The 22385-nt window shown below is 72.2% G+C and carries 26 protein-coding genes; 16 read left to right on the top strand and 10 right to left on the bottom strand.

What is annotated here, in order from left to right; genetic code table 11:
- Positions 1-26: 26 nt before the first annotated feature.
- Positions 27-2150, top strand: coding sequence for a glycogen debranching protein GlgX (glgX, locus tag OG885_RS04440; RefSeq protein WP_405742573.1), 2124 nt, complete (start codon positions 27-29; stop codon positions 2148-2150).
- On the opposite strand, the gene OG885_RS04435 is transcribed toward glgX, so the two are convergent.
- On the bottom strand, positions 2122-2925 hold the full coding sequence (locus OG885_RS04435; RefSeq protein ID WP_405726290.1) for a VOC family protein: 804 nt from the start codon (positions 2923-2925) through the stop codon (positions 2122-2124). The genes glgX and OG885_RS04435 overlap by 29 nt on opposite strands.
- A gap of 158 nt (positions 2926-3083) precedes the next feature.
- On the opposite strand from OG885_RS04435, the gene OG885_RS04430 reads away from it, so the two are divergent.
- Positions 3084-3416, top strand: a complete 333-nt coding sequence (locus tag OG885_RS04430) for an ANTAR domain-containing protein (RefSeq protein WP_405726287.1) — start codon at positions 3084-3086, stop codon at positions 3414-3416.
- Between the two features lie 4 nt (positions 3417-3420).
- Here the strand turns inward: OG885_RS04430 and OG885_RS04425 are convergent, their stop codons facing one another.
- Positions 3421-4212, bottom strand: a complete 792-nt coding sequence (locus OG885_RS04425; protein WP_405726284.1) for a SigB/SigF/SigG family RNA polymerase sigma factor — start codon at positions 4210-4212, stop codon at positions 3421-3423.
- 233 nt (positions 4213-4445) lie between these two features.
- On the opposite strand from OG885_RS04425, the gene OG885_RS04420 reads away from it, so the two are divergent.
- The 4 genes from OG885_RS04420 to OG885_RS04405 all read left to right on the top strand — a co-directional run bounded on the left by OG885_RS04420 (position 4446) and on the right by OG885_RS04405 (position 7232).
- Complete coding sequence (locus OG885_RS04420) at positions 4446-4901, top strand: MarR family winged helix-turn-helix transcriptional regulator (protein WP_405726281.1); 456 nt, start codon at positions 4446-4448, stop codon at positions 4899-4901.
- Entirely contained in the window at positions 4898-5719 is an 822-nt protein-coding gene (locus tag OG885_RS04415; protein WP_405726278.1) for an ABC transporter ATP-binding protein, read from the top strand. The genes OG885_RS04420 and OG885_RS04415 overlap by 4 nt, the downstream gene beginning before the upstream one ends.
- Positions 5679-6524, top strand: a complete 846-nt coding sequence (locus OG885_RS04410) for an ABC transporter permease (protein ID WP_405726275.1) — start codon at positions 5679-5681, stop codon at positions 6522-6524. The genes OG885_RS04415 and OG885_RS04410 overlap by 41 nt, the downstream gene beginning before the upstream one ends.
- A 192-nt stretch (positions 6525-6716) precedes the next feature.
- Complete coding sequence (locus OG885_RS04405; protein ID WP_405726272.1) at positions 6717-7232, top strand: hypothetical protein; 516 nt, start codon at positions 6717-6719, stop codon at positions 7230-7232.
- A gap of 27 nt (positions 7233-7259) precedes the next feature.
- On the opposite strand, the gene hemC is transcribed toward OG885_RS04405, so the two are convergent.
- From hemC to OG885_RS04380, 5 genes are all read right to left on the bottom strand, one after another.
- Positions 7260-8195, bottom strand: coding sequence for a hydroxymethylbilane synthase (hemC, locus tag OG885_RS04400; protein WP_405726269.1), 936 nt, complete (start codon positions 8193-8195; stop codon positions 7260-7262).
- A gap of 50 nt (positions 8196-8245) precedes the next feature.
- On the bottom strand, positions 8246-9253 hold the full coding sequence (locus OG885_RS04395) for a questin oxidase family protein (protein WP_405726266.1): 1008 nt from the start codon (positions 9251-9253) through the stop codon (positions 8246-8248).
- Positions 9254-9351: 98 nt separating this feature from the next.
- On the bottom strand, positions 9352-10131 hold the full coding sequence (locus tag OG885_RS04390; RefSeq protein WP_405726263.1) for an NPP1 family protein: 780 nt from the start codon (positions 10129-10131) through the stop codon (positions 9352-9354).
- Between the two features lie 162 nt (positions 10132-10293).
- Positions 10294-11274 carry a non-homologous end-joining DNA ligase gene (gene ligD / locus OG885_RS04385; RefSeq protein ID WP_405726260.1) on the bottom strand — a complete coding sequence of 327 codons (981 nt, stop codon included), beginning with the start codon at positions 11272-11274 and terminating at the stop codon, positions 10294-10296.
- A gap of 80 nt (positions 11275-11354) precedes the next feature.
- Positions 11355-12107, bottom strand: coding sequence for an SDR family oxidoreductase (locus OG885_RS04380; protein WP_405726257.1), 753 nt, complete (start codon positions 12105-12107; stop codon positions 11355-11357).
- Between the two features lie 116 nt (positions 12108-12223).
- On the opposite strand from OG885_RS04380, the gene OG885_RS04375 reads away from it, so the two are divergent.
- On the top strand, positions 12224-12904 hold the full coding sequence (locus OG885_RS04375) for a TetR family transcriptional regulator (protein WP_405726254.1): 681 nt from the start codon (positions 12224-12226) through the stop codon (positions 12902-12904).
- A gap of 1 nt (position 12905) precedes the next feature.
- Here the strand turns inward: OG885_RS04375 and OG885_RS04370 are convergent, their stop codons facing one another.
- Both OG885_RS04370 and OG885_RS04365 read right to left on the bottom strand, forming a co-directional pair.
- Positions 12906-13583: a response regulator gene (locus OG885_RS04370; protein WP_405726251.1), complete on the bottom strand. Its 678-nt coding sequence runs from the start codon at positions 13581-13583 to the stop codon at positions 12906-12908.
- Complete coding sequence (locus tag OG885_RS04365; RefSeq protein WP_405726248.1) at positions 13580-14806, bottom strand: sensor histidine kinase; 1227 nt, start codon at positions 14804-14806, stop codon at positions 13580-13582. Before OG885_RS04365 ends, OG885_RS04370 begins: the two co-directional genes overlap by 4 nt.
- A 388-nt stretch (positions 14807-15194) precedes the next feature.
- On the opposite strand from OG885_RS04365, the gene OG885_RS04360 reads away from it, so the two are divergent.
- The 6 genes from OG885_RS04360 to OG885_RS04335 all read left to right on the top strand — a co-directional run bounded on the left by OG885_RS04360 (position 15195) and on the right by OG885_RS04335 (position 19534).
- Entirely contained in the window at positions 15195-15371 is a 177-nt protein-coding gene (locus tag OG885_RS04360) for a hypothetical protein (protein ID WP_405726246.1), read from the top strand.
- 77 nt (positions 15372-15448) lie between these two features.
- Positions 15449-16102, top strand: coding sequence for a TetR/AcrR family transcriptional regulator (locus tag OG885_RS04355; protein WP_405726243.1), 654 nt, complete (start codon positions 15449-15451; stop codon positions 16100-16102).
- A gap of 155 nt (positions 16103-16257) precedes the next feature.
- Positions 16258-17490: a cytochrome P450 gene (locus tag OG885_RS04350; protein WP_405726240.1), complete on the top strand. Its 1233-nt coding sequence runs from the start codon at positions 16258-16260 to the stop codon at positions 17488-17490.
- Between the two features lie 53 nt (positions 17491-17543).
- Positions 17544-17738: a ferredoxin gene (locus OG885_RS04345; RefSeq protein ID WP_405726237.1), complete on the top strand. Its 195-nt coding sequence runs from the start codon at positions 17544-17546 to the stop codon at positions 17736-17738.
- Positions 17739-17752: 14 nt separating this feature from the next.
- A complete protein-coding gene (locus OG885_RS04340) occupies positions 17753-18940 on the top strand; it encodes an NAD(P)/FAD-dependent oxidoreductase (protein ID WP_405742571.1) in 1188 nt (395 codons plus the stop codon).
- Between the two features lie 78 nt (positions 18941-19018).
- Complete coding sequence (locus tag OG885_RS04335; RefSeq protein ID WP_405726234.1) at positions 19019-19534, top strand: MarR family winged helix-turn-helix transcriptional regulator; 516 nt, start codon at positions 19019-19021, stop codon at positions 19532-19534.
- On the opposite strand, the gene OG885_RS04330 is transcribed toward OG885_RS04335, so the two are convergent.
- A complete protein-coding gene (locus OG885_RS04330; protein ID WP_405726231.1) occupies positions 19492-20688 on the bottom strand; it encodes an MFS transporter in 1197 nt (398 codons plus the stop codon). The two genes, OG885_RS04335 and OG885_RS04330, sit on opposite strands and share 43 nt — an antisense overlap.
- A gap of 27 nt (positions 20689-20715) precedes the next feature.
- On the opposite strand from OG885_RS04330, the gene OG885_RS04325 reads away from it, so the two are divergent.
- The 3 genes from OG885_RS04325 to OG885_RS04315 all read left to right on the top strand — a co-directional run bounded on the left by OG885_RS04325 (position 20716) and on the right by OG885_RS04315 (position 22383).
- Positions 20716-21465: an AraC family transcriptional regulator gene (locus OG885_RS04325; protein ID WP_405726228.1), complete on the top strand. Its 750-nt coding sequence runs from the start codon at positions 20716-20718 to the stop codon at positions 21463-21465.
- 73 nt (positions 21466-21538) lie between these two features.
- Positions 21539-21919, top strand: coding sequence for a MauE/DoxX family redox-associated membrane protein (locus tag OG885_RS04320; protein ID WP_405726221.1), 381 nt, complete (start codon positions 21539-21541; stop codon positions 21917-21919).
- Positions 21916-22383: a peroxiredoxin gene (locus OG885_RS04315; RefSeq protein ID WP_405726218.1), complete on the top strand. Its 468-nt coding sequence runs from the start codon at positions 21916-21918 to the stop codon at positions 22381-22383. The genes OG885_RS04320 and OG885_RS04315 overlap by 4 nt, the downstream gene beginning before the upstream one ends.
- Positions 22384-22385: the final 2 nt, after the last annotated feature.

Here is a 22385-nt window from a genome sequence, read left to right as displayed (position 1 = left end):
CCGCGAAACGCCGACGCACGGTAGGGGTGCCCGTCTGGAACGGGCACCCCTACCCGTTGGGTGCCTCGTTCGACGGCAAGGGCACCAACTTCGCGCTGTTCAGCGAGGTCGCCGAATGCGTGGAGCTGGTCCTCGTCGAGGACGACGGCAGCCACCACAGCGTTCCGCTCGCCGAGGTCGACGGCTTCGTGTGGCACTGCTATCTGCCCGGGATCGGTCCGGGCCAGCGGTACGGCTACCGGGTGCACGGACCCTGGCAGCCGGAACTCGGCCACCGCTGCGATCCGGCGAAACTCCTCCTGGACCCGTACGCCAGAGCGGTGGACGGCCGGATGGACAACGACCCCTCGCTCTACGACCCCGAAGCGGACAGCGCCGGGCACACCCTGCTCGGCGTGGTCACGGACCCCGCCTTCGACTGGGGTACGGACAGCCCGCCCCGGCGGCCCTACGCGGACACGGTCATCTACGAGGCCCATGTCCGCGGCCTGACCCGCACCCACCCCGACGTCCCCGCCGAACTCCGCGGCACCTACGCCGGGCTGGCCCACCCCGCGGTCCTCGACCATCTGACGTCTCTCGGCGTGACCGCGGTCGAGCTGATGCCGGTGCACCAGTTCGTGCACGACGGGGTGCTCCAGGACCGCGGTCTGTCCAACTACTGGGGCTACAACACCATCGGCTTCTTCGCCCCGCACAACGCCTACGCCGCCCAGGGCGGCCGTGGCGGGCAGGTCGCCGAGTTCAAGGCGATGGTGAAGGCGCTGCACGCGGCCGGCCTCGAAGTGATCCTGGACGTCGTCTACAACCACACCGCCGAGGGCAACGAGCGGGGGCCCACCCTCTCCTTCCGCGGCATCGACAACGCCTCCTACTACCGTCTGGTGGACGGCGACTGGGGCCACTACTACGACACCACCGGCACCGGCAACTCCCTGCTGATGCGGCACCCGTACGTCCTGCAGCTGATCATGGACTCGCTGCGCTACTGGGTGACCGAGATGCATGTCGACGGCTTCCGCTTCGACCTCGCGGCGACCCTGGCCCGGCAGTTCCACGAGGTGGACCGGCTGTCGGCGTTCTTCGACCTGATCCAGCAGGACCCGGTGATCAGCCGCGTCAAACTGATCGCGGAACCGTGGGACGTGGGGGAGGGCGGCTACCAGGTCGGCAACTTCCCGCCGCTGTGGTCGGAGTGGAACGGCAAGTACCGGGACACCGTACGGGACTTCTGGCGCGGCGAGCCGGGTTCGCTCGGCGAGTTCGCGTCCCGGCTCACCGGCTCCTCCGACCTGTACCAGCGCAACCGGCGCCGACCGCGCGCCAGCGTCAACTTCGTCACCGCGCACGACGGTTTCACCCTGCGCGACCTCGTCTCGTACAACGACAAGCACAACGAGGCCAACGGAGAGGGCAATCGGGACGGCGAGAGCGTCAACCGGTCCTGGAACTGCGGGTTCGAGGGCGACACCGACGCCCCTGACGTCCGGGAACTGCGCGCCCGCCAGCAGCGCAACCTCCTCGCCACCCTGCTGCTGTCACAGGGCATCCCGATGCTCTGTCACGGCGACGAACTGGGCCGCACCCAGCGCGGCAACAACAACGCCTACTGCCAGGACAACGAAGTCTCCTGGATCGACTGGCGGTTGACCGAGGAGCAGCGTGACCTCGCCGACTTCACCGGCCGCCTGGTCGCCCTGCGCGCCGCCCATCCGGTGCTGCGCCGCCGTCGCTTCTTCCGCGGCGAGACCGTGACCTACGCGGGTCAGCCGCTGCCCGACCTCGTGTGGTTCGCGCCGGACGCGCGCGAGATGACGGACGGTGACTGGCTGCGGCCCGACGCGCACTCCGTCGGCGCCTTCCTCAACGGTGACGCCATCGCCGAGCCGGACTCCTGCGGCCGCCCCGTGGTCGACGACTCGTTCCTGCTGCTGCTCAACAGCTACTGGGAGCCGGTGGGCTTCCGGCTGCCGGAGGCCGCGTACGGCGAACGCTGGACGACGCTGATCGACACCGCCGAACCCCAAGGGGTGGACGAGACGGAGCACAAGGCGGAGTCGGTGGTGAGTGTCGCGGCGCGCAGCCTGGTGCTGTTGTCGCGGCCCGCCGCGGGCGCCCCGGTCAGCGGGCGCGCCGCGCCGTCACCGTGAACTGGGCGCCGTCGGGGTCCCGCAGCACGGCCTCGGCGCCGGACTTGGACAGGACGCTGCCGCCGTGGACCTCCGCGGCGCGCGTGCAGGCGGAGATGTCGGACACGAAGAAGTGCACCTGCCAGTGCGGGCGGATCGTGGGATCGGGCGCGGCGCCCAGCGCGCCCGACTCGATCCGGGCCACGATGTCGCCCTCGCTGCGCAGCACCACCTCGCCGCCCTCGTAGGTGACCTCGCAGCACCCGGGGCGCTTCGAGGCCCAGTCGAGGATCTCGCCGTAGAAGATGGCGGCGTCGAAGGCGTCGCGGGTGTGCAGCCGGATGAAGGTCGGGGCCGCGCGGCGCCAGCTCTCCCAGTCGGAGAAGAGTTCGCCCTCCCAGATCCCGAAGGTCGCCCCGTCCCGGTCGGCCAGCAGCGCCGCGCGTCCGGGCGGCAGGGACAGCGGCCCGACCGCGGCCGTACCGCCGCGCTCCTGGGCGCGGGCCACGGTCTCGTCCGCGCTGCGCACGGCGAAGTACGGCGTCCAGGCCACCGCCATCTGCATCATCGAGGCGACCGCGGCGATCCCGGCCACCGGAGTGCCGTCCACCAGTGCCATCCGGAACCGGTCGCCGAGCTCGGCCGACCGCCACTCCCAGCCGAGGACAGCGGAGTAGAACGCCTCGGTGGCCTCCAGGTCGCGGCTGGTCAGGCTCACCCAGCAGGGTGCGCCGAACACGGAGTGCGTGGAGACGACCTCCGTCGTACCAGCGGGATGTTTCATGTCGTGATTCATGGCAGTCGCGTCCTGACCTCGCCGGCCTGCAGCCACCGGTCTGTCTCCAGTGTCCAACCGGAACTGTGCCGGGCGCCTGTCGAGTACCCTCGCGGCGCGCCCGAAACGACCTCGCGGGCCCAGTGGCATTGGGCCGGTCGAATGACGAGGATGGGAGTGTGACCCCAGGACCGCACGACCCGTCCGACGAGACCGACCGCATCTTCGAGCTGCAGGAAGAAGTCGAGCAGCTGAAGGAGGCCGTCACCTCGCACGCCGTGGTGGACCAGGCGATCGGCATGATGGTGGCCCTGGGGCGGGTGACGCCCGACGAGGGCTGGGTGGTCCTGAGAGACGTGTCCCAGCGCACGAACATCAAGCTCCGCAACGTCGCGGACCTGATCCTCATCTGGGGCCGCGACGGGGAGATGCCCCCGGAGATCCGGGCCGAGCTGGAGGCCGCTCTCGACCGGCACGGCCCGACCCAGATCCCCGAGGCCCCCTCGGAGTGACGGCTCAGCGCGCCTCCTCCTCCAGCTCGGTGCGCAGCTTGGCGAAGCAGGCGGTGAGCAACCGGGAGACATGCATCTGCGAGATACCCAGCTGCCGCGCGATGCTGCTCTGCGTCATGCCTCGGAAGAAGCGCAGGTAGAGAATGGTCTGCTCGCGTTCCGGAAGGGCCAGGAGACAGGGCGCGACGGAGACCCGGTCGACGACCACGTCGTAGCCGGGGTCGGCGTCGCCGAGCGCGTCACCGAGGGCGTACCCGTCGGTGCCGGGCATCTCGGCCTCCAGGGACAGCGCGGAGAAGCACTCCAGCGCCTCCATGCCGGTGCGCACCTCGTCCTCGCTCAGCTGGGCGTGCTCGGCGATCTCGGCGACGGTCGGGGCGCGGCCCGGCGTCGTCTGCGACAGCTCCTTCGCGGAGCGCCGGACACGGTTGCGCAGGTCCTGGACCCGGCGCGGTACGTGCAGCGTCCACATGTGGTCACGGAAGTGGCGCTTGATCTCGCCGGTCACGGTCGGGACGGCGTACGCCTCGAAGGCGTGCCCGCGCTCAGGGTCGTAGTGGTCGACGGCCTTGACCAGGCCGAGGGCGGCCACCTGGTACAGGTCCTCCAGGGACTCGCCGCGGCCCTTGAAGCGGACGGCGATCCGCTCGGCCATGGGCAGCCACAGCCGGATCAGCTCGTCGCGCAGGGCCCGGCGCTCGGGTCCGTCCGGAAGGCCGGCCAGACGTACGAAGGCTTCGGTGGTGTCGGGGGCGTCGTCGTGCGGGTGCGGCTTCGTCCTGGTCGTGACAGGCATCGTGCGCACCTCCCTCAGCGGGGGTCGGCTGGGACAGACACCATGGGAGGAGGGCTGCGCGGACGAGAGGCGGGGACGCCGGGGCGGCCGAGGAGCGGCTCCCATGGACGTGCCTCCTGTCCGAAGCACATAAATGCGAATTCCCGCCATAAAACCTCCCAAACAATATTCCGCCCACCGCTTTGACTCTCTCTTGGGTTCATTACCTCTGCTACAGAGCTAATCTCGGCGATGTGGAACAGGAGACCTTCCCGGAGGAGCTGGCCGACGCGCTCGTCGGGGTCCAGCGGCTGATCCGGCGCCGGCTGCGCCGGGAGATGCCCGCCCCGCAGCTGCGCGGCGCCGAGGTGGAGCTGCTGCGACTCGTGGTGGCCCGGCCCGGCATCGGCATCTCGGACGCCGCCAAGGACCTCTACCTGGCGGGCAACTCGGTGTCGACGCTGGTCAACCAGCTGGCCGGGCAGGGCTATCTGGTCCGTGAGACCGACCCCGCCGACCGGCGGGCGGCCCGGCTGATGCCGACCCCGGCGGCCGAGGCACGGCTCGGCGAATGGCGCAGGCGCCGCGCCGACCTCGTACGGCAACAGGTCGCCAGGCTCGACGAGGTGGACCGGGAGGCGCTGGCCGCGGCCGTGCCGGCCCTGCGGCTGCTGGCCGGGAACCTGCGTGAGGAAGGGGAGGAGTCATGACCCAGGACGCCGTCGCGTGCACCGGGCTCGCCTACGCCTTCGGCGGCACGCGCGCCGTGGACGGACTCGACCTGACCGTGGCCGAGGGGGAGGTCTTCGGACTGCTCGGCCCCAACGGCGCCGGGAAGACCACCGCGATCCGCTGCATCACCACCCTGCTGCCGGTACCGGCGGGCATGGTCCGGGTCTTCGGGCACGACACCGCCGCGGAGCGGATGGCCGTACGACGGCTGCTCGGTTACGTCCCGCAGCAGCTGTCCGCCGACCAGAGCCTGACCGGCCGCGAGAACGTCGCCCTGTTCGCCCGCGTCTTCGACGTGCCCCGCCGGGAACGCGCCGCACGCGTCGGACAGGCCCTCGCCGCCGTCGACCTCACCGACGCCGCCGACCGGCTCGCCAAGACCTACTCCGGCGGCATGGTCCGCCGCCTCGAACTCGCCCAGGCCCTGGTCAGCGCACCCCGGCTGCTGATCCTGGACGAGCCGACCATCGGCCTCGACCCGATCGCCCGCACCGGGGTGTGGGAACACATCAACGCCGTCCGCGCGGCCACCGGCATGACGGTCCTCGTCACCACCCACTACATGGACGAGGCCGACCAGTACTGCGACCGGGTCGGCCTCATGCACCACGGCCGCGTCCGCGCCCTCGGTACCCCCGCCGCACTGCGCCAGGGCCTCGCCGCACGCCGCGGCACGACCACCCTGCCCACCCTCGAGGACGTCTTCCGCGAGGTCGCGGGCAGCGGTCTCGACGACGAGTCAGGAGACTTCCGCGATGTCCGAAGCACCCGCCGTACCGCAGGCCGCGTCGGCTGACGGCATCAACCTGCTGCTCCAGGCCCCCCGCCCCCGGGCCGGCTGGCGGCTGCTGCCCGCCCGGGTCGGCGCCATGTGCGCCGTAGAACTGCAGAAACTGCGCCACGACCGCACCGAGCTCTACACCCGCGCGGTCCAGCCGGCCCTCTGGCTGCTGATCTTCGGCCAGACCTTCACCCGCATCAAGGCGATCCCCACCGACGGCATCCCCTACATCGACTACCTCGCGCCCGGGATCATCGCCCAGTCCGCGATGTTCATCGCCATCTTCTACGGCATCCAGATCATCTGGGAACGCGACGCCGGCATCCTCAACAAGCTCCTCGTCACCCCCACCCCGCGCTCGGCGCTGATCACCGGCAAGGCCTTCGCGGCCGGCGTGAAGTCGCTCGTGCAGGCCGTGGTCGTCGTCCTCATCGCCGCCGTGCTCGGGGTCGCCCTGACCTGGAACCCGCTGAAGCTGCTCGGCGTCGCCGCCGTCGTGGTCCTCGGCTCGGCCTTCTTCTCCTGTCTGTCGATGACCATCGCCGGCATCGTCCTCAGCCGCGACCGGCTGATGGGTTTCGGACAGGCCATCACCATGCCGCTGTTCTTCGGCTCCAACGCCCTCTACCCGCTCTCCGTCATGCCGGGCTGGCTCCAGGCGGTCAGCAAGGTCAACCCGCTCAGCTATCAGGTGGACGCCCTGCGCGGCCTTCTCCTCGGCACGCCCGCACACCTCGCGCTCGACTTCGCGGTGCTCCTCGTCGCCGCCGCGCTCGGCATCGCCGCGGCCTCCTCACTGCTCGGCCGGCTCGCGCGCTGATCATGCGCACGGACGTGATGTGCGGCACGCCCCGCCCACCGCGCGAGCACCGCTCCGGGCGGATTCTTCCTGCGCACGGCATGATCGCTGATCAAAGGGGGTGAATGGGCTGGCCACAGCGCATTCTGCTCATTTGACAGTGCACTGAGCACACAGATAGGAAGCAGCTCTCTGAGGGTGGAGAGGTGGATTGTGTACGAGCCGAACGTGGTCGGGGACTGGCAGGAGTACGACGAGCATGCCGGCCTGCGTGTCCGCGTCCACCGTCTGGAGGCCTCGGAGCCACCACGCGGACGGGACGACGCCGCTGAGGGGCTCACGTACTTCAGTGTCCGGGTGACCGTCGAGAACCGTGGCAGCCGGCACTCCACCATCCATCTGGAGGACGGCCAGATCGACGTCCGGGTCGGCCCCGACGGCGAGAGCGCGTTCATCGACTGGCGCAACTCGCAGTTCATCGAGGGCTTCGACGTCTACCCCCTGCGCCGGGCCACCGTGGTGCTCTACGCGGCCGGCCCCGAGACGTCCCTGAACCAGGTCGACGTGCAGATCCAGCTGCGGGTCGACGAGGAGTGGGCCGAGCGCCGGCTCTGGAGCGGCGGGATCGGCCTGCTCGAAGGGGCCGTGCAGCCGGGGGCCGCCCGGGAGGGCCTGGCCTGCCAGGTCAGCAACTTCCTGCGGGACCAGGCGGAAGAGGGCACCGCCTGACGGCGGTGCCGCGTACCGGCGCCGCGGTCAGTGCGGGATGCCGTCGATGATCTCGCGGGCACCCTGACGCAGCAGTGCCACGGCCACCGAGGTGCCGAGCGTCGCCGGGTCGAGACGGCCCGCCCACTCGTGGGCGGTCAGCCGCGTCTTGCCGTCCGGGGTGAACACACAGGCCCGCAGCGACAGTTCGCCGCCATGGTCCACGCGCGCGTACCCGGCGATCGGGCTGTTGCAGTGTCCCTGGAGGACGTGCAGGAACATGCGCTCCGCGGTGGCCTCCCGGTGCGTGTCCGGATCGCCGAGGCCGCTCACCGCGTCGATGAGCGCGGTGTCGCCCTCCCGGCACTGCAGGGCGAGGATCCCCGCGCCGATCGGCGGCATCATCGTCTCGGGGGACAGGATCTCGCTGATCACGTCCTCGCGGCCGATGCGTTCGAGGCCCGAGGCCGCGAGCAGCAGGGCGTCCGCCTCCCCGGCCGCCAGCTTCGCCAGTCGGCGGTTGGCGTTGCCGCGGAACGGCACACACTGAAGATGCGGGTGCGTGGCGGCCAGTTGGGCCACCCGGCGCACCGAGGAGGTGCCGATCCGGGTGCCCTCGGGCAGCTCGTCCAGGGTGAGCCCGTCAGGGTGGATCAGCGCGTCGCGGATGTCGTCGCGCTTGAGGAACGCGGCGAACGTGGTGCCGGCCGGAAGCGGCCGGTCGGCGGGCACGTCCTTGACGCAGTGCACCGCGAGATCGGCCTGGCCGGCCAGCAGGGCAGCGTCGACCTCCTTGGTGAACGCCCCCTTGCCCTCGACCTGGGACAGGTCGCCCAGCCACTTGTCACCGGTCGTCCTGACCGGCACGACCTCGGTACGAACCCCGGGATGAAGGGCGGTCAACTCGGCGCGGACACGCTCCACTTGGGCCAGCGCCATGGGTGAGTCACGGGAGACGATACGGATCAGTTCGGGCACGGACATGCGGACACGATAGACCCTCCCGGTGGAGTGTCCGTGCCGTACCGGCGGGATCAGACCAGTGGATCGCTCATCTCCACCGAGCGCAGCGCCGCCGCCAGCGCCTGCTCGTCGCCGACGTCCAGGGCCGTGTCGGTGAGTTTGATGACGTGCTCGTCGCCGTGGGCGAGGGCGCGCTCCAGGACCTCCTGCGCGGTGAGACGGGCGGGCGGCGTGTAGAGCACCGGTTCCACCGGGGCGTACATCGCGGTCACCGCGGCGGACGCGGTCCATGCCGCGTGCAGGCTGGGTGCCCACAGCTCGCGGGGCAGCGAATCCAGGCTGCGCAGCACGGCGTTGGGCGCGGTGGCCGCGTGCACCAGCATGGTCGGCTCGCCGTGCCCGTGGGTGGCGTAGCGATGGGTCGCCGCGTGGACGAGCTCGGTGAGTCGGGCGCGGGCGGTGTCCGGGTCGCTCACGTCGTCCGCCCAGAGGGGCAGTTGGCGTACGGCGGCCAGTCGGTTCCTGAAGCCCACGGTGCCGGGCGCGATGGCCGGTACGGCGTCCAGGGCCTGGGCGGCGGTCGGCGCGCCCGGCAGCGTGGCGACGCCGGTCACCGGCTGATGCCGGGCGGCCCAGTAGCCGAGGGCGTGGGCGAACTCGGTCAGGCGGGGCGCGTTCTCCTCGGCTTCCAGGGCGCGCACGGCGTGGCCGACGCGGATGATGGTGTGAGTGGCGCCGCCGTACATGCCGGACAGCAGGCGTGGCCACCAGGTGGCGAGGACGTCCCGCCAGGGGTGTTCGGCCAGGGTGCGGGAGTAGAAGTCGATCCAGTCCGCTATCCGGCGCGGATCGCCCAGCGCCTCGGCCCAGTTGGTCTCGGTGACCGGCTCCGCGCGGTCGGGGAAGTCCTCCAGCCTGTCCCGGTACAGGTCCACCCAGCGGTGGACCGCGCCCTCCTGCCCGTGTGCCGCCATTGCCTCGACGACCATCGGCGCGTGGTTCGTGAGCCAGCCGTCGAACTCCGGGCCGGCGGCGTGGAGGCGGTCGAGGGCTTCTTCGAGGTGTCCGGTCGTAGTCATGATCGGACGGTATGCCGGGCGGGGGTGCGTCGTGATCGGGCGGGGGGCGGAAACCCGCGGGCGCGGGACCTAGGTCCCGCGCCCGAGGACGTGACGGGTCAGGCGTTGGGGTCGAACGCGATGCCGGACGGCTTGGCCGAGGTCAGATGCGCGGCGAAGTTCGCGTCCTTGAGACCGAAGTTGGCGCTGCCGAAGTCGTAGGCGCTGAGCTTGTCGCGGAGGGCCGTGGACGGGTAGCCGTTCCAGCCGACCAGCGGCGGGTACTGCCAGGTGCCCTTGGCGTTCTCCGGCGGCTCGTCATTGGAGCCCGCGAGCCGGAAGCAGTGGGTGCTGATGCCGTCCTTGTGGTAGACGATCTTCGCGTGGGTGCCGTCGAAACGGACACCGGAGGCGGCGCTCACCGTGAACGAGCCGTGGTTGGACGTCGACACGTACTGGACCGTGCCGTTCTGTACCCAGATGACGACGTGTTCCCAGTCGTGCCGGTGGCCGCCGATGCTGCTGTTGGCGAGGGCCTGGTCCTTCTCGAAGTACAGGCCGTACATGTAGGCGCACCAGCCGTTGTTGCACTTGTAGCGCGAGTAGCTGTTGGTGTTGTTCAGGTCCGAGAGGTCGTGGCAGTCGCCGCTCAGCGAACCGGTCGGATTCAGACCGCCGTTGATGGTCCCGTCGGGGCCGATCGCCGGCGAGGAGTAGCAGCCGTCGGTGTCGTAGTCGAAGGCGGGCTGGTAGGTGTACTCGGCGGCCTCGGCGTTGGTCGGCAGCGCCGAGGGCGGGGCGGCCAGGGCCGTACTGGGGAAGCCGAGCACGAGGGCGGCGGCGCCGGCCACGCCGACGGCCCATCTCTTGCGGTGGGTTCCGGAGGTTTTCGACGACACTGCGTCCTCCTCTTGGTGCGGGCGCAGCCCAACGGCTGTGGGGGAGAGGGAAGTTCCACTTCCCGGGCCAGGACAGCTTCCCGGCTTTTCATGTCCGCGCCAAGAGGTCGTAAGCGACTCATAGGTAACAAGCGTCCGAACGCTTGGATCTTGTTCGAGATCTCAGACCGGATCGTCCGGCAGATCGGCCGCCGAATCCTCCGCGGCGAGGTCGGGACGCAGTCGCAACCAGGAGGGTTGGCGCAGCAGGCCCGCGCGGGTCCGTGTGCTGTAGCGGACCTCACCGACCAGGCGGGGCAGGACCCAGTGGGCGCCCGCGACGCGCGGCACCGGGTCGAAGGGGCAGCTGTCCGTGGCGGCGGCCCGCAACAGCTCGGCGAGCTGCGTCCGTTCCGCTTCGCTCCACCCCGTACCGACACTGCCGACGTAGCGCAGCCGCCCGGCGCCCCGTTGCCCCACCAGGACCGCGCCCGGCAGCCCGGTGAGCCGTCCCTTGCCGGGCAGCCAACCTCCGACGATCACGTCCTCGCTGTGCATGTTCCGGATCTTGATCCAGGCGCGGGAGCGCACCCCGGGTTCGTACACCGAGTCCAGCCGCTTGCAGACGAGGCCCTCCAGGCCGTGCGCGCGGGTCGCCTCCAGGGCCTGCGCGCCGTGACCGACGAGGGCGCCGGGCGTGGACCAGAACGGGCCCTCGAGGCCCAGTTCCTGAAGCTGTTCGCGCCGTCGCAGATAGGGCCGCGTGATGAGCGGCCGCCCCGCCAGGTGCAGCAGGTCGAACAGCACCAGATGGACGGGCGTCTCGGCGGCCTTCCGCGCGGCCCGGGCGGGTGCGTGGGCCAGCCCCATCCGCGACTGGAGCAACTGGAAGTCGGCGCGCCCCTGTTCGTCGAGCGCCAGGATCTCGCCGTCCAGTACGGCCGCGGCCCCGCCGAGGGCGCCGCCCAGTGAGCCGAGTTCCGGATAGGCGGCGGTGATGTCCTCCCCGGACCGGGCGCGCAGCAGCACGCTCCCGTCCCCGGTCAGATAGGCCACGACGCGCTGGCCGTCCTGCTTGGTCTCGTAGGCCCAGCGGTCGTCCTGCGTGGCGGGCGGCAGGGTGCCGGGGGTGGCCAGCATGGGCGGGATCAGGGGGAGGCTCACGGCTCAGTTGTCGACGCGGCCCCGCTCCCGCACGCGCGCGGGGGCGCGGTTTCCCCTGAACGGCGGCGGGAAGGGCGGCCTCAGATGATGCCGCCGTTGGCCCGCAGCACCTGCCCGTTGACCCAGCGGCCGGCGGGGCCGACCAGGAACGACACCACCGAGGCGATGTCCTGCGGGGTGCCGAGGCGCTCCAGCGGGGGCTGCGCGGCCAGCCGGGCGACCGTCTCCTCGTCCTTGCCGTCCAGGAAGAGGTCGGTGGCGGTCGGTCCCGGCGCCACCACGTTCACGGTCACGTCACGGCCGCGCAGCTCGCGCGCGAGGATCAGCGTCAGCGCCTCGACCGCGCCCTTGCTCGCGGCGTACGCCCCGTAGCCGGGGAAGGCGAGACCCACGACCGAGGACGAGAAGTTGACGAGCGCCCCGCCCGGACGCAGCCGTCGGGCGGCCTGCTGGTCGACGGCGAAGGTGCCGCGGATGTTGGTGCGGTACAGCGCGTCGAGGTCGGCGAGGTCCAGTTCCGCGACCGGGGCCAGCGGCATCCGGCCCGCCGCGTGCACGACCACGTCCACCCCGCCGTACACCGTCTCCGCCCGGTCGAACAGCGCGGCGACCTCGGTCTCGTCGCCCACGTCCGCGCGAGCGGCGACGGCGCTGCCGCCCTCCGCCCCGATCGCGGCCACCACCTCGTCGGCCGCCTCCTTGTTGCCCGCGTAGCCGACCACGACGGCGAAACCGTCGGTCGCGAGCCGGCGGGCGACCTGTCGTCCGATGCCGCGCGAACCGCCGGTCACGATCGCGACGCGCTGTCCGGTGCCGGGGTCGATGGTGGTCATGATGGCTCCCTCATGAGTTAGCGACGCTACGTCTGTCTCGTAGCGACGATAACACGGAAGCGTAGCGATGCTATTCCTGCTTCGTATCGGCGCTACGAATGTCGTACCGTGCACCCATGGACGCGAGGGAAAAAATCCTGGAAGCCGCCGCGCGACTGCTGGCCGAGGCACCGGCCGCCGAGGTCTCGACGCGAGCCGTGTGCGAGGCGGCCGGGGTCGGGGCGCCGATGCTCTACCGGCTCTTCGGCGACAAGGCCGGGCTGCTGGCCGCCGTGGTGGACCGGGGATTCGAGCAGTACCTCGCCTCCAAGCGGGCCGCCCGCCCCGGCGACGATCCGGTGGCGGACCTCAGGAGCGGCTGGGACAACCATCTGCGCTTCGCGCTGGAGCACCCCCACCACTACCGCCTGATGTACTCGCCCGAGCTGACCGTCCCGCCCGCCGCGGCGCGCGAGGCCCATGCCCTGCTGCACGCGATCCTCGAACGCTGCGCGGCCGCCGGACGCCTCACCGTGCCGCCCGCCGTGGCCACGCGGGTGATCATGTCCGCCAACGTCGGGGCGGCCCTGTCGATGCTCACCAGGCCGGAGCAGTACCCGGACCCCGCCTTCGCGGCACGGCTGCGCGACGCGGTGATCGACTCGCTGACCCGCGCCACCGCGCCGCCGTCGGCGGACGGGGTGCCCGTCGCCGCCGCCACGCTCGGGGCCCGGCTGCGCGCCGACCCGCCGCAGACCTTCACCGCGGCGGAGTCGGCGCTGCTCCAGCAGTGGCTGGACACCCTCGCCGACGGCTGAGTCAGCCGCGCGGCGAGGCCTGCGCCAGCCCCGACTGGTAGGCGATGACGACGAGCTGGGCGCGGTCCCGGGCGCCCAGCTTCGTCATGGCCCGGTGCACATGCGTGCGTACGGTCAGCGGGCTGACGACCAGCTTCCCGGCGATCTCCTCGTTGGAGTGCCCCTCGGCCACCCACGCCATCACCTCGCGCTCCCGAGCGGTAAGCGCCGCCAGGTCCTCCGGTACCGCAGGCCGGGCGCCCTTCGCCGGAGCGGCCAGGAACCGGGTGATCACGGTACGGGTGGCGAGCGGGGAGAGCAGCGCATCGCCCGCCGCCACGGTCCGCACGCCCGACAGCAGCGCGTCCGCGGTGACGTCCTTGCCGAGAAAGCCGCTCGCCCCGGCCCGCAGCGCCTCGGCCACGTACTCGTCGATCTCGAACGTGGTGAGGATCAGTACCCGGGTGTCCGCGAGGTCCGGGTCGGCGCAGATGGCGGAGGTGGCGGCGAGACCGTCGGTGCCCGGCATCCGGATGTCCATCAGGACCAGGTCGGGACGGTGGGTGCGGGCCAGGGCGACGGCCTCCTTGCCGTCGGCGGCCTCGGCGACCACCTCCATGTCGTCGCAGGAGTCGATCAGGATCCGGAAGGTGGCCCGCAGCAGGGCCTGGTCGTCGGCAAGCAGTACACGGATGGTCATGGGTTCCGATCTTCCGGTTCCGGTGCGGTGGGGGCGATGGGGGCGATGGGGTAGAGCGGCAGGCGGGTGGTCACCTCGAAGCCGCCCTCGACGCGGTGACCGGCGTCGAGGGCGCCGCCGACGGACCTGGCCCGCTCCCGCATGCCGATCAGGCCGAAGCCCTGACTGGCGAAGGTGGAGGCGGCGGCGGTCGCGGTGCCGTCGTCGGTGACGGTGAGCGTCAGATGGTCGACGGCGTACCGCAGACGCACCCGGGCCGCCCCGGCCGCGGCGTGCTTGGTCACGTTCGTCAGCGCCTCCTGCACGATCCGGTACGCCGTCAGGTCCACGCCGGGCGACAGCGGTCGCGGCATCCCCTCGACGGCGACCTCGACGGACAGCCCGGCCGTCTCGAACGAGCCGGTCAGGTCGGCGAGCTGACCGAGGCCCGGACTCGGCGCGAGCGGCAGGTCGGGGTCGTCGGTCTGGCGCAGCAGGCCCACGGTCGCCTTCATCTCGCGCAGCGCCGAGGAGGTCGTCCCGGAGAGTTCGCTGAGGATCCGGCGCATCTGCTCGGGGTGGGTGTGCGCCAGATGGGCGGCCGTGCCCGCCTGGGCGTTGGCCAGGGCCAGATGGTGGGCGACGACGTCGTGCAGCTCTCGGGCGATGCGCATGCGCTCCTCGGCGACGCGGTGCCGGGCCTCCTTCTCCCGGCTCTCCTCGGCGTACTCGGCGCGGGCCTGAACGGCCTCGACGTAGGCGTCCCGGAGGCGGACCGCGGTGCCGACGGCGACCGGCAGCAGCAGCCAGGCGGCGGGGCCGATCGTCTTCAGCGGCCACGGACGGCCGACCGGATCGGCGAGGAACGCCGTGACGGCCAGCAGGGTGAGCGCGGCGAAGAAGGCGAACCGGGTGGTCCGGCGGTCGGTGCCCAGGGCCAGCCGGTAGAGAGCGATGATGAGCGGGCCCATGATCAGAGGCGTGAGGAGGTGCCCGAGGGCGCCGGCCCCGGCGGTGCACAGGGCGGTGACGGCGACGACCGTCCGTGGACGGCCGCGCTGCCAGAACAGGGAGCCGCAGGCGAGGGCGGCCAGGGCGAGGGTGGGCCCGACCGCGTCCGGTGGCTTCTCGTGCGGGAAGTGGATCTCGCTGCCGAGCAGGAAGCACGCGAACAGCAGCGCGGCCGTCATCGTGTCGACGGTGCGGGTGTGCTCGTCCGCGTAACGCTGCCAGGGGATGCTCATCGCGCTCTCCGCTCGGGGTCCTCAGGACATGGTCGGCGATGCCCGCCGGTAACGACGGGCGAGGGCCGCCCGTGTCGGGCGACCCTCTCGGGAGCGGGCGGTGTCGGGCGCCCTTCTCCGGGCGGAGGAAAGCCGGACGCGCGCGGTCGCCCGCGCTCCAGTCTTCCGGCCCGAGCGGCCCACGTCGTCGTCCGCCTGCCGACCATCCCGCTACTGAGTACGCAGTACGCGCCCCCGTGCCGGTCGTTCCCGGGTAGCACGGGCGGCGCGGGGGTGTAGCCCGCTGCACCACCGGTCCGGGAGCGCACCCCCTCGTCGTGGTGATCACGCCCCGGAATCGTGGACGCCACAAGGCCGACGCCGTTCACCGTCCCGGAAGGACACCCCGATGAAGCCCCTGCTCTCCTCGCGTCCCGTGCTGTGGTTCCTGTTCCTGTTCAACCTCGCCGTCGCCGCGGCGGCACCCTTCGTCGTGAGCGGCGCGCAGGCCGTCCTGACAGGCGTCGGCATGGGCGTCGTCTCGCTGGGGGCCGGGGTCAGCCTGCTGCGGACGCGGGACCGTTGAGCCGCCCCTGACGTGCGGTTGCGTAGGCTTCCGTCCTCGGGGCGGCAGCATCACGGGACAGCGAACGGAAGGCGACGATGGCGGCAGGCAGGGCGGTACGGGCGGAGCAGGTCAGCGCGACCCGGGAGCTGATCCTGACGGCGGCCGAGCGGCTGTTCGCCGAGCGCGGTGTCTACGCCGTGTCCAACCGCCAGGTCAGCGAGGCCGCCGGACAGGGCAACAACGCCGCCGTCGGCTACCACTTCGGCACCAAGGCCGACCTGGTCCGCGCGATCATTCGCAAGCACGCGGCGCGGATCGAGGAGATCCGGGTCCGGTTGCTGGCCGGCATCGGCGACTCCACGGACGTACGGGACTGGGTGGACTGTCTGGTGCGTCCGGTCCCCGAGCACCTGGCGGCCCTCGGCAGCCCCACCTGGTACGCGAGGTTCTGCGCCCAGATCGTGACCGACCCGGCCCTGCACGAGATCATGGTCGAGGAGTCCCTCTCCTCGCCGTCCCTGCGGCAGATCGTCGAGGGGCTGCGGCGCTGTCTGCCCGAACTGCCGGTCGAAGTGCGCGCCGAACGCGGGGAGATGGCCCGCCATCTCATCCTGCACGTCTCCGCCGAGCGCGAGCGCGCCCTGGCCGACAACAGCCCCACGCCGCGCGCCAGTTGGCAGGACGCCGCCTCCGGTCTGGCCGACGCGGTCATCGGGCTGTGGCTGGCGCCGGTGACCCCCGAGCGCTGAGAGGGCACCTCTCGGTGTGTGAGCCGGGTCACGTCAGGAAGCCGTCAGGCAACTGACCGGAAGGCGTCAGCCGCCTCTGTTTGCCTAGGCATCGAGGCCTCGCCCCCTTCCCCCCGGCGCTCCGCTCGCGGAGCCCCCCACCACCGAGGAGAACCATGGCCGACATCCTGGCCGCCCCCGTGTCCCAGGAGCCGGACACCGCCCCCGAGTTCCCGATGCCCCGCGCGGCCCGCTGTCCTTTCGACCCGCCGCCCGCCCTCCAGGAGTTGCAGCGGGAAGCGCCCCTGACCCGGGTGCGGTTGTGGGACGGCAGCGAGCCGTGGCTCGTGACCCGCTACGCGGAACAGCGCGCCGTCCTCGGCGACGCCCGGGTCAGCGCGGACCCCGACCGGCCCGGCTACCCCACCAAGGCCTCGCCCGACGCGGGCGAGGGCAAGCTCAGCTTCATCATGATGGACGACCCCGAACACGCCCGGCTGCGCCGGATGGTGACGGCCCCGTTCGCCGTCAAGAAGGTCGAGGCGCTGCGCCCGGCCGTGCAGCGGATCGTCGACGGGCTGATCGACGACATGCTGGCGCGGTCGGGACCCGTGGACCTGGTGGAGGCGTTCGCCCTTCCCCTTCCCTCCCTGGTCATCTGCGAACTGCTCGGCGTGCCCTACGACGACCACGCGTTCTTCCAGGACAGCACCAAGACCATGGTCCGTACGACCGCCACCCCGGCGGAGCGGGGCGCGGCGAGCCGTGAGGTCGCCGGCTATCTCGCCGAGCTCCTCGCAAAGCGCATCGCGGCCCCCCGGGACGACCTGCTGTCGGGCATCGCGGGCCGTGTCACCGCCGGGGAGATCGACCACCAGCAGGCCACCGAGATGGCCCTGCTCCTGCTCATCGCGGGCCACGAGACGACGGCGAACATGATCGCCCTCGGTACCCTCGCCCTCCTCGAACACCCCGACCAGCTCGCCCTGTTGCGCGAGACCGACGACCCGAAGCTCGCCGCCTCCGCCGTCGAGGAACTGCTGCGCTATCTCCACATCACCCACCTGGGCCGGCGCCGCGCGGTCACCGAGGACATCGAGATCGCCGGCCAGATCGTCCGGGCCGGCGAGGGCGTCATCATGGCCAACGAGATCGCCAACCGCGACCCCGAGGTCTTCCCCGACCCCGACCGTCTCGACCTCACCCGCGACGCCCGCCGCCACGTCGCCTTCGGCTTCGGCGTCCACCAGTGCCTCGGCCAGCCGCTGGCCCGCATGGAACTCCAGGTCGTCTACGGCACCCTCTACCGCCGTGTCCCCACGCTGAAGCTCGCCTGCTCCCTGGACGACGTGCGCTTCAAGGACGACGCGTTCATCTACGGCGTGCACGAACTGCCCGTCACCTGGTGACGGTCGACCGTCCCGCGAGCAACGACGAAGCACCTGTGAGGAAGAGGAAAGACATGAAGGTGGAACTGGAAGCCGACAAGTGCGTCGCCTCGGGGCAGTGCGTCCTCGCCGCGACGGACGTCTTCGACCAGGACGACGACGGCATCGCGATCCTCCTGGACGACAGCCCCGCGCCCGAACTCCTCGACGACGTCGAGGAAGCGATCGCGGTCTGCCCGGCCGCCGCCATCCGACTGGTCGAGCGGTGAGCCGACCCGACCCGCTGAACCGGATCGTCGTCGTGGGCGCCTCGGCCGCCGGACTCGCCGCCGCCGAGACGCTCCGCCGCGAGGGCTACGAGGGCACGCTCACCCTCGTGGGCGACGAACCGCTCGCCCCGTACGACCGCCCGCCCCTGTCCAAGCAGATCCTGTCCGGGCAATGGCGGCCCGACCGGCTGCCCCTGCGCACGCCCACCGATCTCGCCGCCCTCGACCTCGACCTGCGTCTCGGCGTCGCCGCGACCGGCCTCCAACTCACCGAGCGCACGGTCCGGTTGGCCGACGGGACGGCGCTGCCGTACGACGGGCTGATCCTCGCCACCGGAGTCCGGCCGCGCCGGCTCCCCGGCGAGGGTGCGCATGTGCTGCGCACCCTGGACGACGCGCTGACCCTGCGGGACAGCCTCGGTCGGGGGCGCCGGCTGGTCGTCGTCGGTGCCGGGTTCCTCGGGGCGGAGGCCGCCGCGACGGCCCGGCGCCTCGGGGCCGAGGTGACCCTGCTCGAACCCGCCCCGGTGCCGCTGGCCCACGCCGTCGGTGCCGAGGTCGGGCGGATGCTGGCGCGGGTGCACCGGGACGAGGGCGTGGACCTGCGGTGCGGGACCACCGTCACCGAGGTGACCGAGGACGGGGTGCTTCTCGCGAGCGGTGAAGTCGTCGAGGCGGACGAGGTGTTGGTGGCGATCGGCTCGGTGCCCAACACCGCGTGGCTCGACGGCAGCGGCCTGGCCGTCGGCGACGGCGTGGTCTGCGACGCGTACGGCGAGGCGGCCCGGAACGTGTACGCGGCGGGTGATGTGGCCCGCTGGTACAACCCGCTGTTCGAAGCGTCGATGCGGATCGAGCACCGGACCAACGCCGCCGAGATGGGTATGGCCGTGGCCCGCAACCTCCTCGCCCCCGAGGCGCGCAGGCCGTTCGCGCCGGTGCCGTACTTCTGGTCCGACCAGTACGACATGAAGGTGCAGGCGTACGGGTTCCTGCGCGGCCATGACGAAGTCGCCGTGGTGGAGAGGGCGTTGGCCGAGCGGCGGTTCGTCGCCGTGTACCGCATGGGGGAGCGGGTGAGCGGGGCGCTCGCCGTGGGCATGGCGCCGAAGGCGATCCGGGGGTGGCGTCAGGCCGTCGCGACCGGGGCGGGGTGGCACGAGACCGTCAGCCCCGGCGACCGTCCCGTCCTACGTCCGTAGTCGTCCCTGGGGAGGAGAGCGGGTACACGCACGCAGTATTTTACTTGAGTTACGCAACAAGATGGTAAAGTGGCTTCCATGGCCACACCACCGCTGCCCGAGATCCCCGCCGGCCCTGTGTCCCCGCAGGTGACCGAGATCGAGCGGGCGCTGAACCGCATCACCTACCTGAGCACCCGCGCCCGGCAGCACGAGCGGCTCATGGCCCTGGCCGGGGTGCCGCTGGACCGGGCCGCCGTGGCGCTGCTGCGACAGGTCGCCGACTCCGAGCCGCTGCGCCCCGGGGAGCTGGCCAACCGGCTGGGTGTGGAGGCCTCGCACGTGACGCGCACGGTGCAGCAGCTCCAGAAGTCCGGCTACGTCACCCGGGTCCCCGACCCCGACGACCGGCGCGCCCAGCGCATCGAGCTCACCGACACCGGCCGGCAGGCCGTCGACCGGGTCCGGGACGCGGGCGCGCGCGGCATGATGCTCGCGCTGTCGCAGTGGTCGCCGGAGGAGCTGGGCCAGCTCGCCACGCTGTTCCACCGCATGGTCGACGACTTCCTGGCCTACGCCGTCGACGAGGAGACGGAGCCGGCGGGCACCACCTGAGCCTTTGGGCCCGGCTCCCGCAGTCCGCACAGCAGGAGTCGGCCCACGAGGGGCAGCGCGATGAGCGGGGCGAGCGCGACCTGGAGGGACGTCGCGTCGGCGAGCGCCCCCACCGCCGGGGCGGCGAGGCCGCCCACGCTCACGGTCAGCCCGAGGGTGACCCCGCTCGCGGTACCGACGCGCCGCGGCAGATAGTCCTGGCCGAGCGTGACGTGCAGCGAGAACGGCACGTACAACCCGGCCGACGCGAGCCCGACGAACAGATAGACGCCCGGCCCGGGCACGAGCACCACCCCCGCGACGGCCGACACCGTCAGGACGTACGACCGCCGCACCACCGTCAGCCGCCCGTACCGCTCCGCCAGCCGGCCCCCGAGCACCGTGCCGAAGGCCCCGCCCGCGTAGAGCACGCACAGCGCGGCCGTGCCCGCCGCGTCCCCGCCCCCGGCGCGTTGACGGACGTAGAGCGAGACGAAGGCGCTCAGCCCGACGAAGACCACCGACCGGCACACGATCGCCCCCGACAGCCGCAGGAACGACGGCCAGTCGTCGCGGCCGGAACTGTCGGCGCCACCGGCCGTCCCCGCACGGACGCCCGCGGCGCGCACCGCCGCCGCGCACAGGGCCGCGCCCACCAGGGCGGGCGCGAGCAGCAGGGGAGTGGCGTGCAGACCGCCCGTGGCGACCACCGCCATGACCAGCAGCGGCGCCGCCGCGAAGCCGACGTTGCCGCCCAGCGCGAACCAGCCCATCGCCGTGTGACTGCCCCGCGCGGCGGCACGGGCCGCACGGGCGGCCTCCGGATGGTAGGCGGCCACCCCGACACCCGACACGGCGACCGCGGCCAGCGTCAGCCCGTACGAGTCGGTGACCCCGCTCAGTGCCACCCCGGCCCCGCCCGTCAGCGTGCTCAGCGGCAGCAGCCACGGCATCGCCCACCGGTCGGTGAGCGCCCCGAACAGCGGCTGCACCACCGACGACAGCAGGGACGCGGCGAGGACGACGCCCGAGGCTGCGGCGTAGGTGTAGGCGCGCTCGGCGACGAAGTACGGCACCAGGGCGGCGACGGCGCCCTGGTAGACGTCGACGCAGGCGTGCCCCAGCGAGAGATGGCGTATCGCGGTCATGGGTCGATCGTCCCGACCCCGGGTCATGGCGCACTTTCGATAAACTGCCTACTTGTGCCGGACATCCGCCATACCCCCCAGGCGCCGACCCGGGCGCAGAGCCTGCTCGCCGGCGAGCGCATCGACGCCCACCGGCACGACGACCACCAGATCGTCTACGCCGGCTCGGGAGTCCTGGCGGTCACCACCGACGCCGGTACGTGGTTCGCGCCCGGCAACCGGGCCATCTGGGTCCCCGCGGGCACCGTCCACGCGCACCGCGCCCACGGGCGTCTCCACCTCCACCTGGTCGGCCTGCCCGCCGACGACAACCCGCTCGGCCTGGACGCCCCCACCGTCCTCGCCGTCGGCCCGCTGCTGCGCGAGCTGATCGTCGCCTACACCCGCGACCCCGACGACCACGGTCCCGAACGCCGGCGTCTGCTCGCCGTCCTGCGCGACCAGCTCCGCGCCTCACCCCAGCAGCCCCTGCGCCTGCCGACCGCCACCGACCCGCGCCTGGCCGCCGTCTGCGCGATCCTCCACGCCGACCCGGCCGACCCACGCACCCTCGCCGCCCTCGGCACCGCCACCGGCGCGAGCGAACGCACCCTCAGCCGGCTCTTCCGCACCGAGTTCGGCATGACCTTCCCCCAGTGGCGCACCCAGTGCCGCCTCTACCACGCCCTGCGCATGCTGGCCGACGACCAGCCCGTCACGACCGTCGCCCACCGCTGCGGCTGGTCCTCCACCAGTGCCTTCATCGACGTCTTCCGCCGTTCCTTCGGCCACACGCCAGGGACCCACAACCGGCTTTCCCCGTAGGGGAGGAGGCCGCGGTACGACCTGCTTGTACCGTCCAGTAATATCGCGCGGCAGGCCCCCCGAAGGAGGAACCGTGCCGCGGTCCCCACGCTCACCCCTGCTGCTCGCCGGCCTGCTGGCCACAGCGGGCGTCGCCCACTTCGCCAACCCCCGCCAGTTCGACGCCCTCGTCCCGAGCGCCCTGCCGGGCTCGCCGCGGACCTGGACCTACGCCAGCGGCGCCGTGGAGCTGGCCCTGGCCGCCGGGGTGGCGCTGCCGCGGACCCGGCGCACGGCCGCGCTGGCCACGGCCGCGTTCTTCGTCGGAGTGTTCCCCGCCAACGTCAAGATGGCCGTCGACTGGCGCGACCGGCCCGCTCCGCAGAAGGCCGCCGCCCTGGGACGGCTGCCGCTGCAACTCCCCCTCGTGCTGTGGGCACGCAACGTCGCGAACAACGGGAAGGGCCGGGCATGAGCAAGGTGACAGCGGTCGGTGACACGATCGAGGACTTCGAGCTGCCGGACGAGACCGGCACGCCCCGCACCCTGACCTCGCTGCTGGCCGACGGGCCGATCGTGCTGTTCTTCTACCCGGCCGCGCTGACCTCCGGCTGCACCGCCGAGGCCTGCCACTTCCGCGACCTCGCCGCCGAGTTCGCCGCGGCCGGCGCCCGCCCCGTCGGGATCAGCGGGGACTCCGTCGAGCGCCAGCAGGAGTTCGCGGGCGCCCACTCGCTCGGCATGCCGCTGCTGTCCGACCAGGACGGGGCGATCCGGGAGCGGTTCGGCGTGGCCCGGGGCTTCTCGATGGCGCCCACCAAGCGGGTGACCTTCGTCATCGACGAGGACCGCACCGTCCTGGAGGTCGTCCGCAGTGAGCTGCGGATGAACACCCACGCCGACAAGGCACTCGCCGCCCTGCGGGCCCGCCGGAAGTGACG

Source organism: Streptomyces sp. NBC_00028 (genome assembly GCF_045041065.1).
GTDB lineage: Bacteria > Actinomycetota > Actinomycetes > Streptomycetales > Streptomycetaceae > Streptomyces.
Note: the sequence above shows the minus strand (reverse complement) of the source record. Positions and strands in the feature narration are given on the sequence as shown.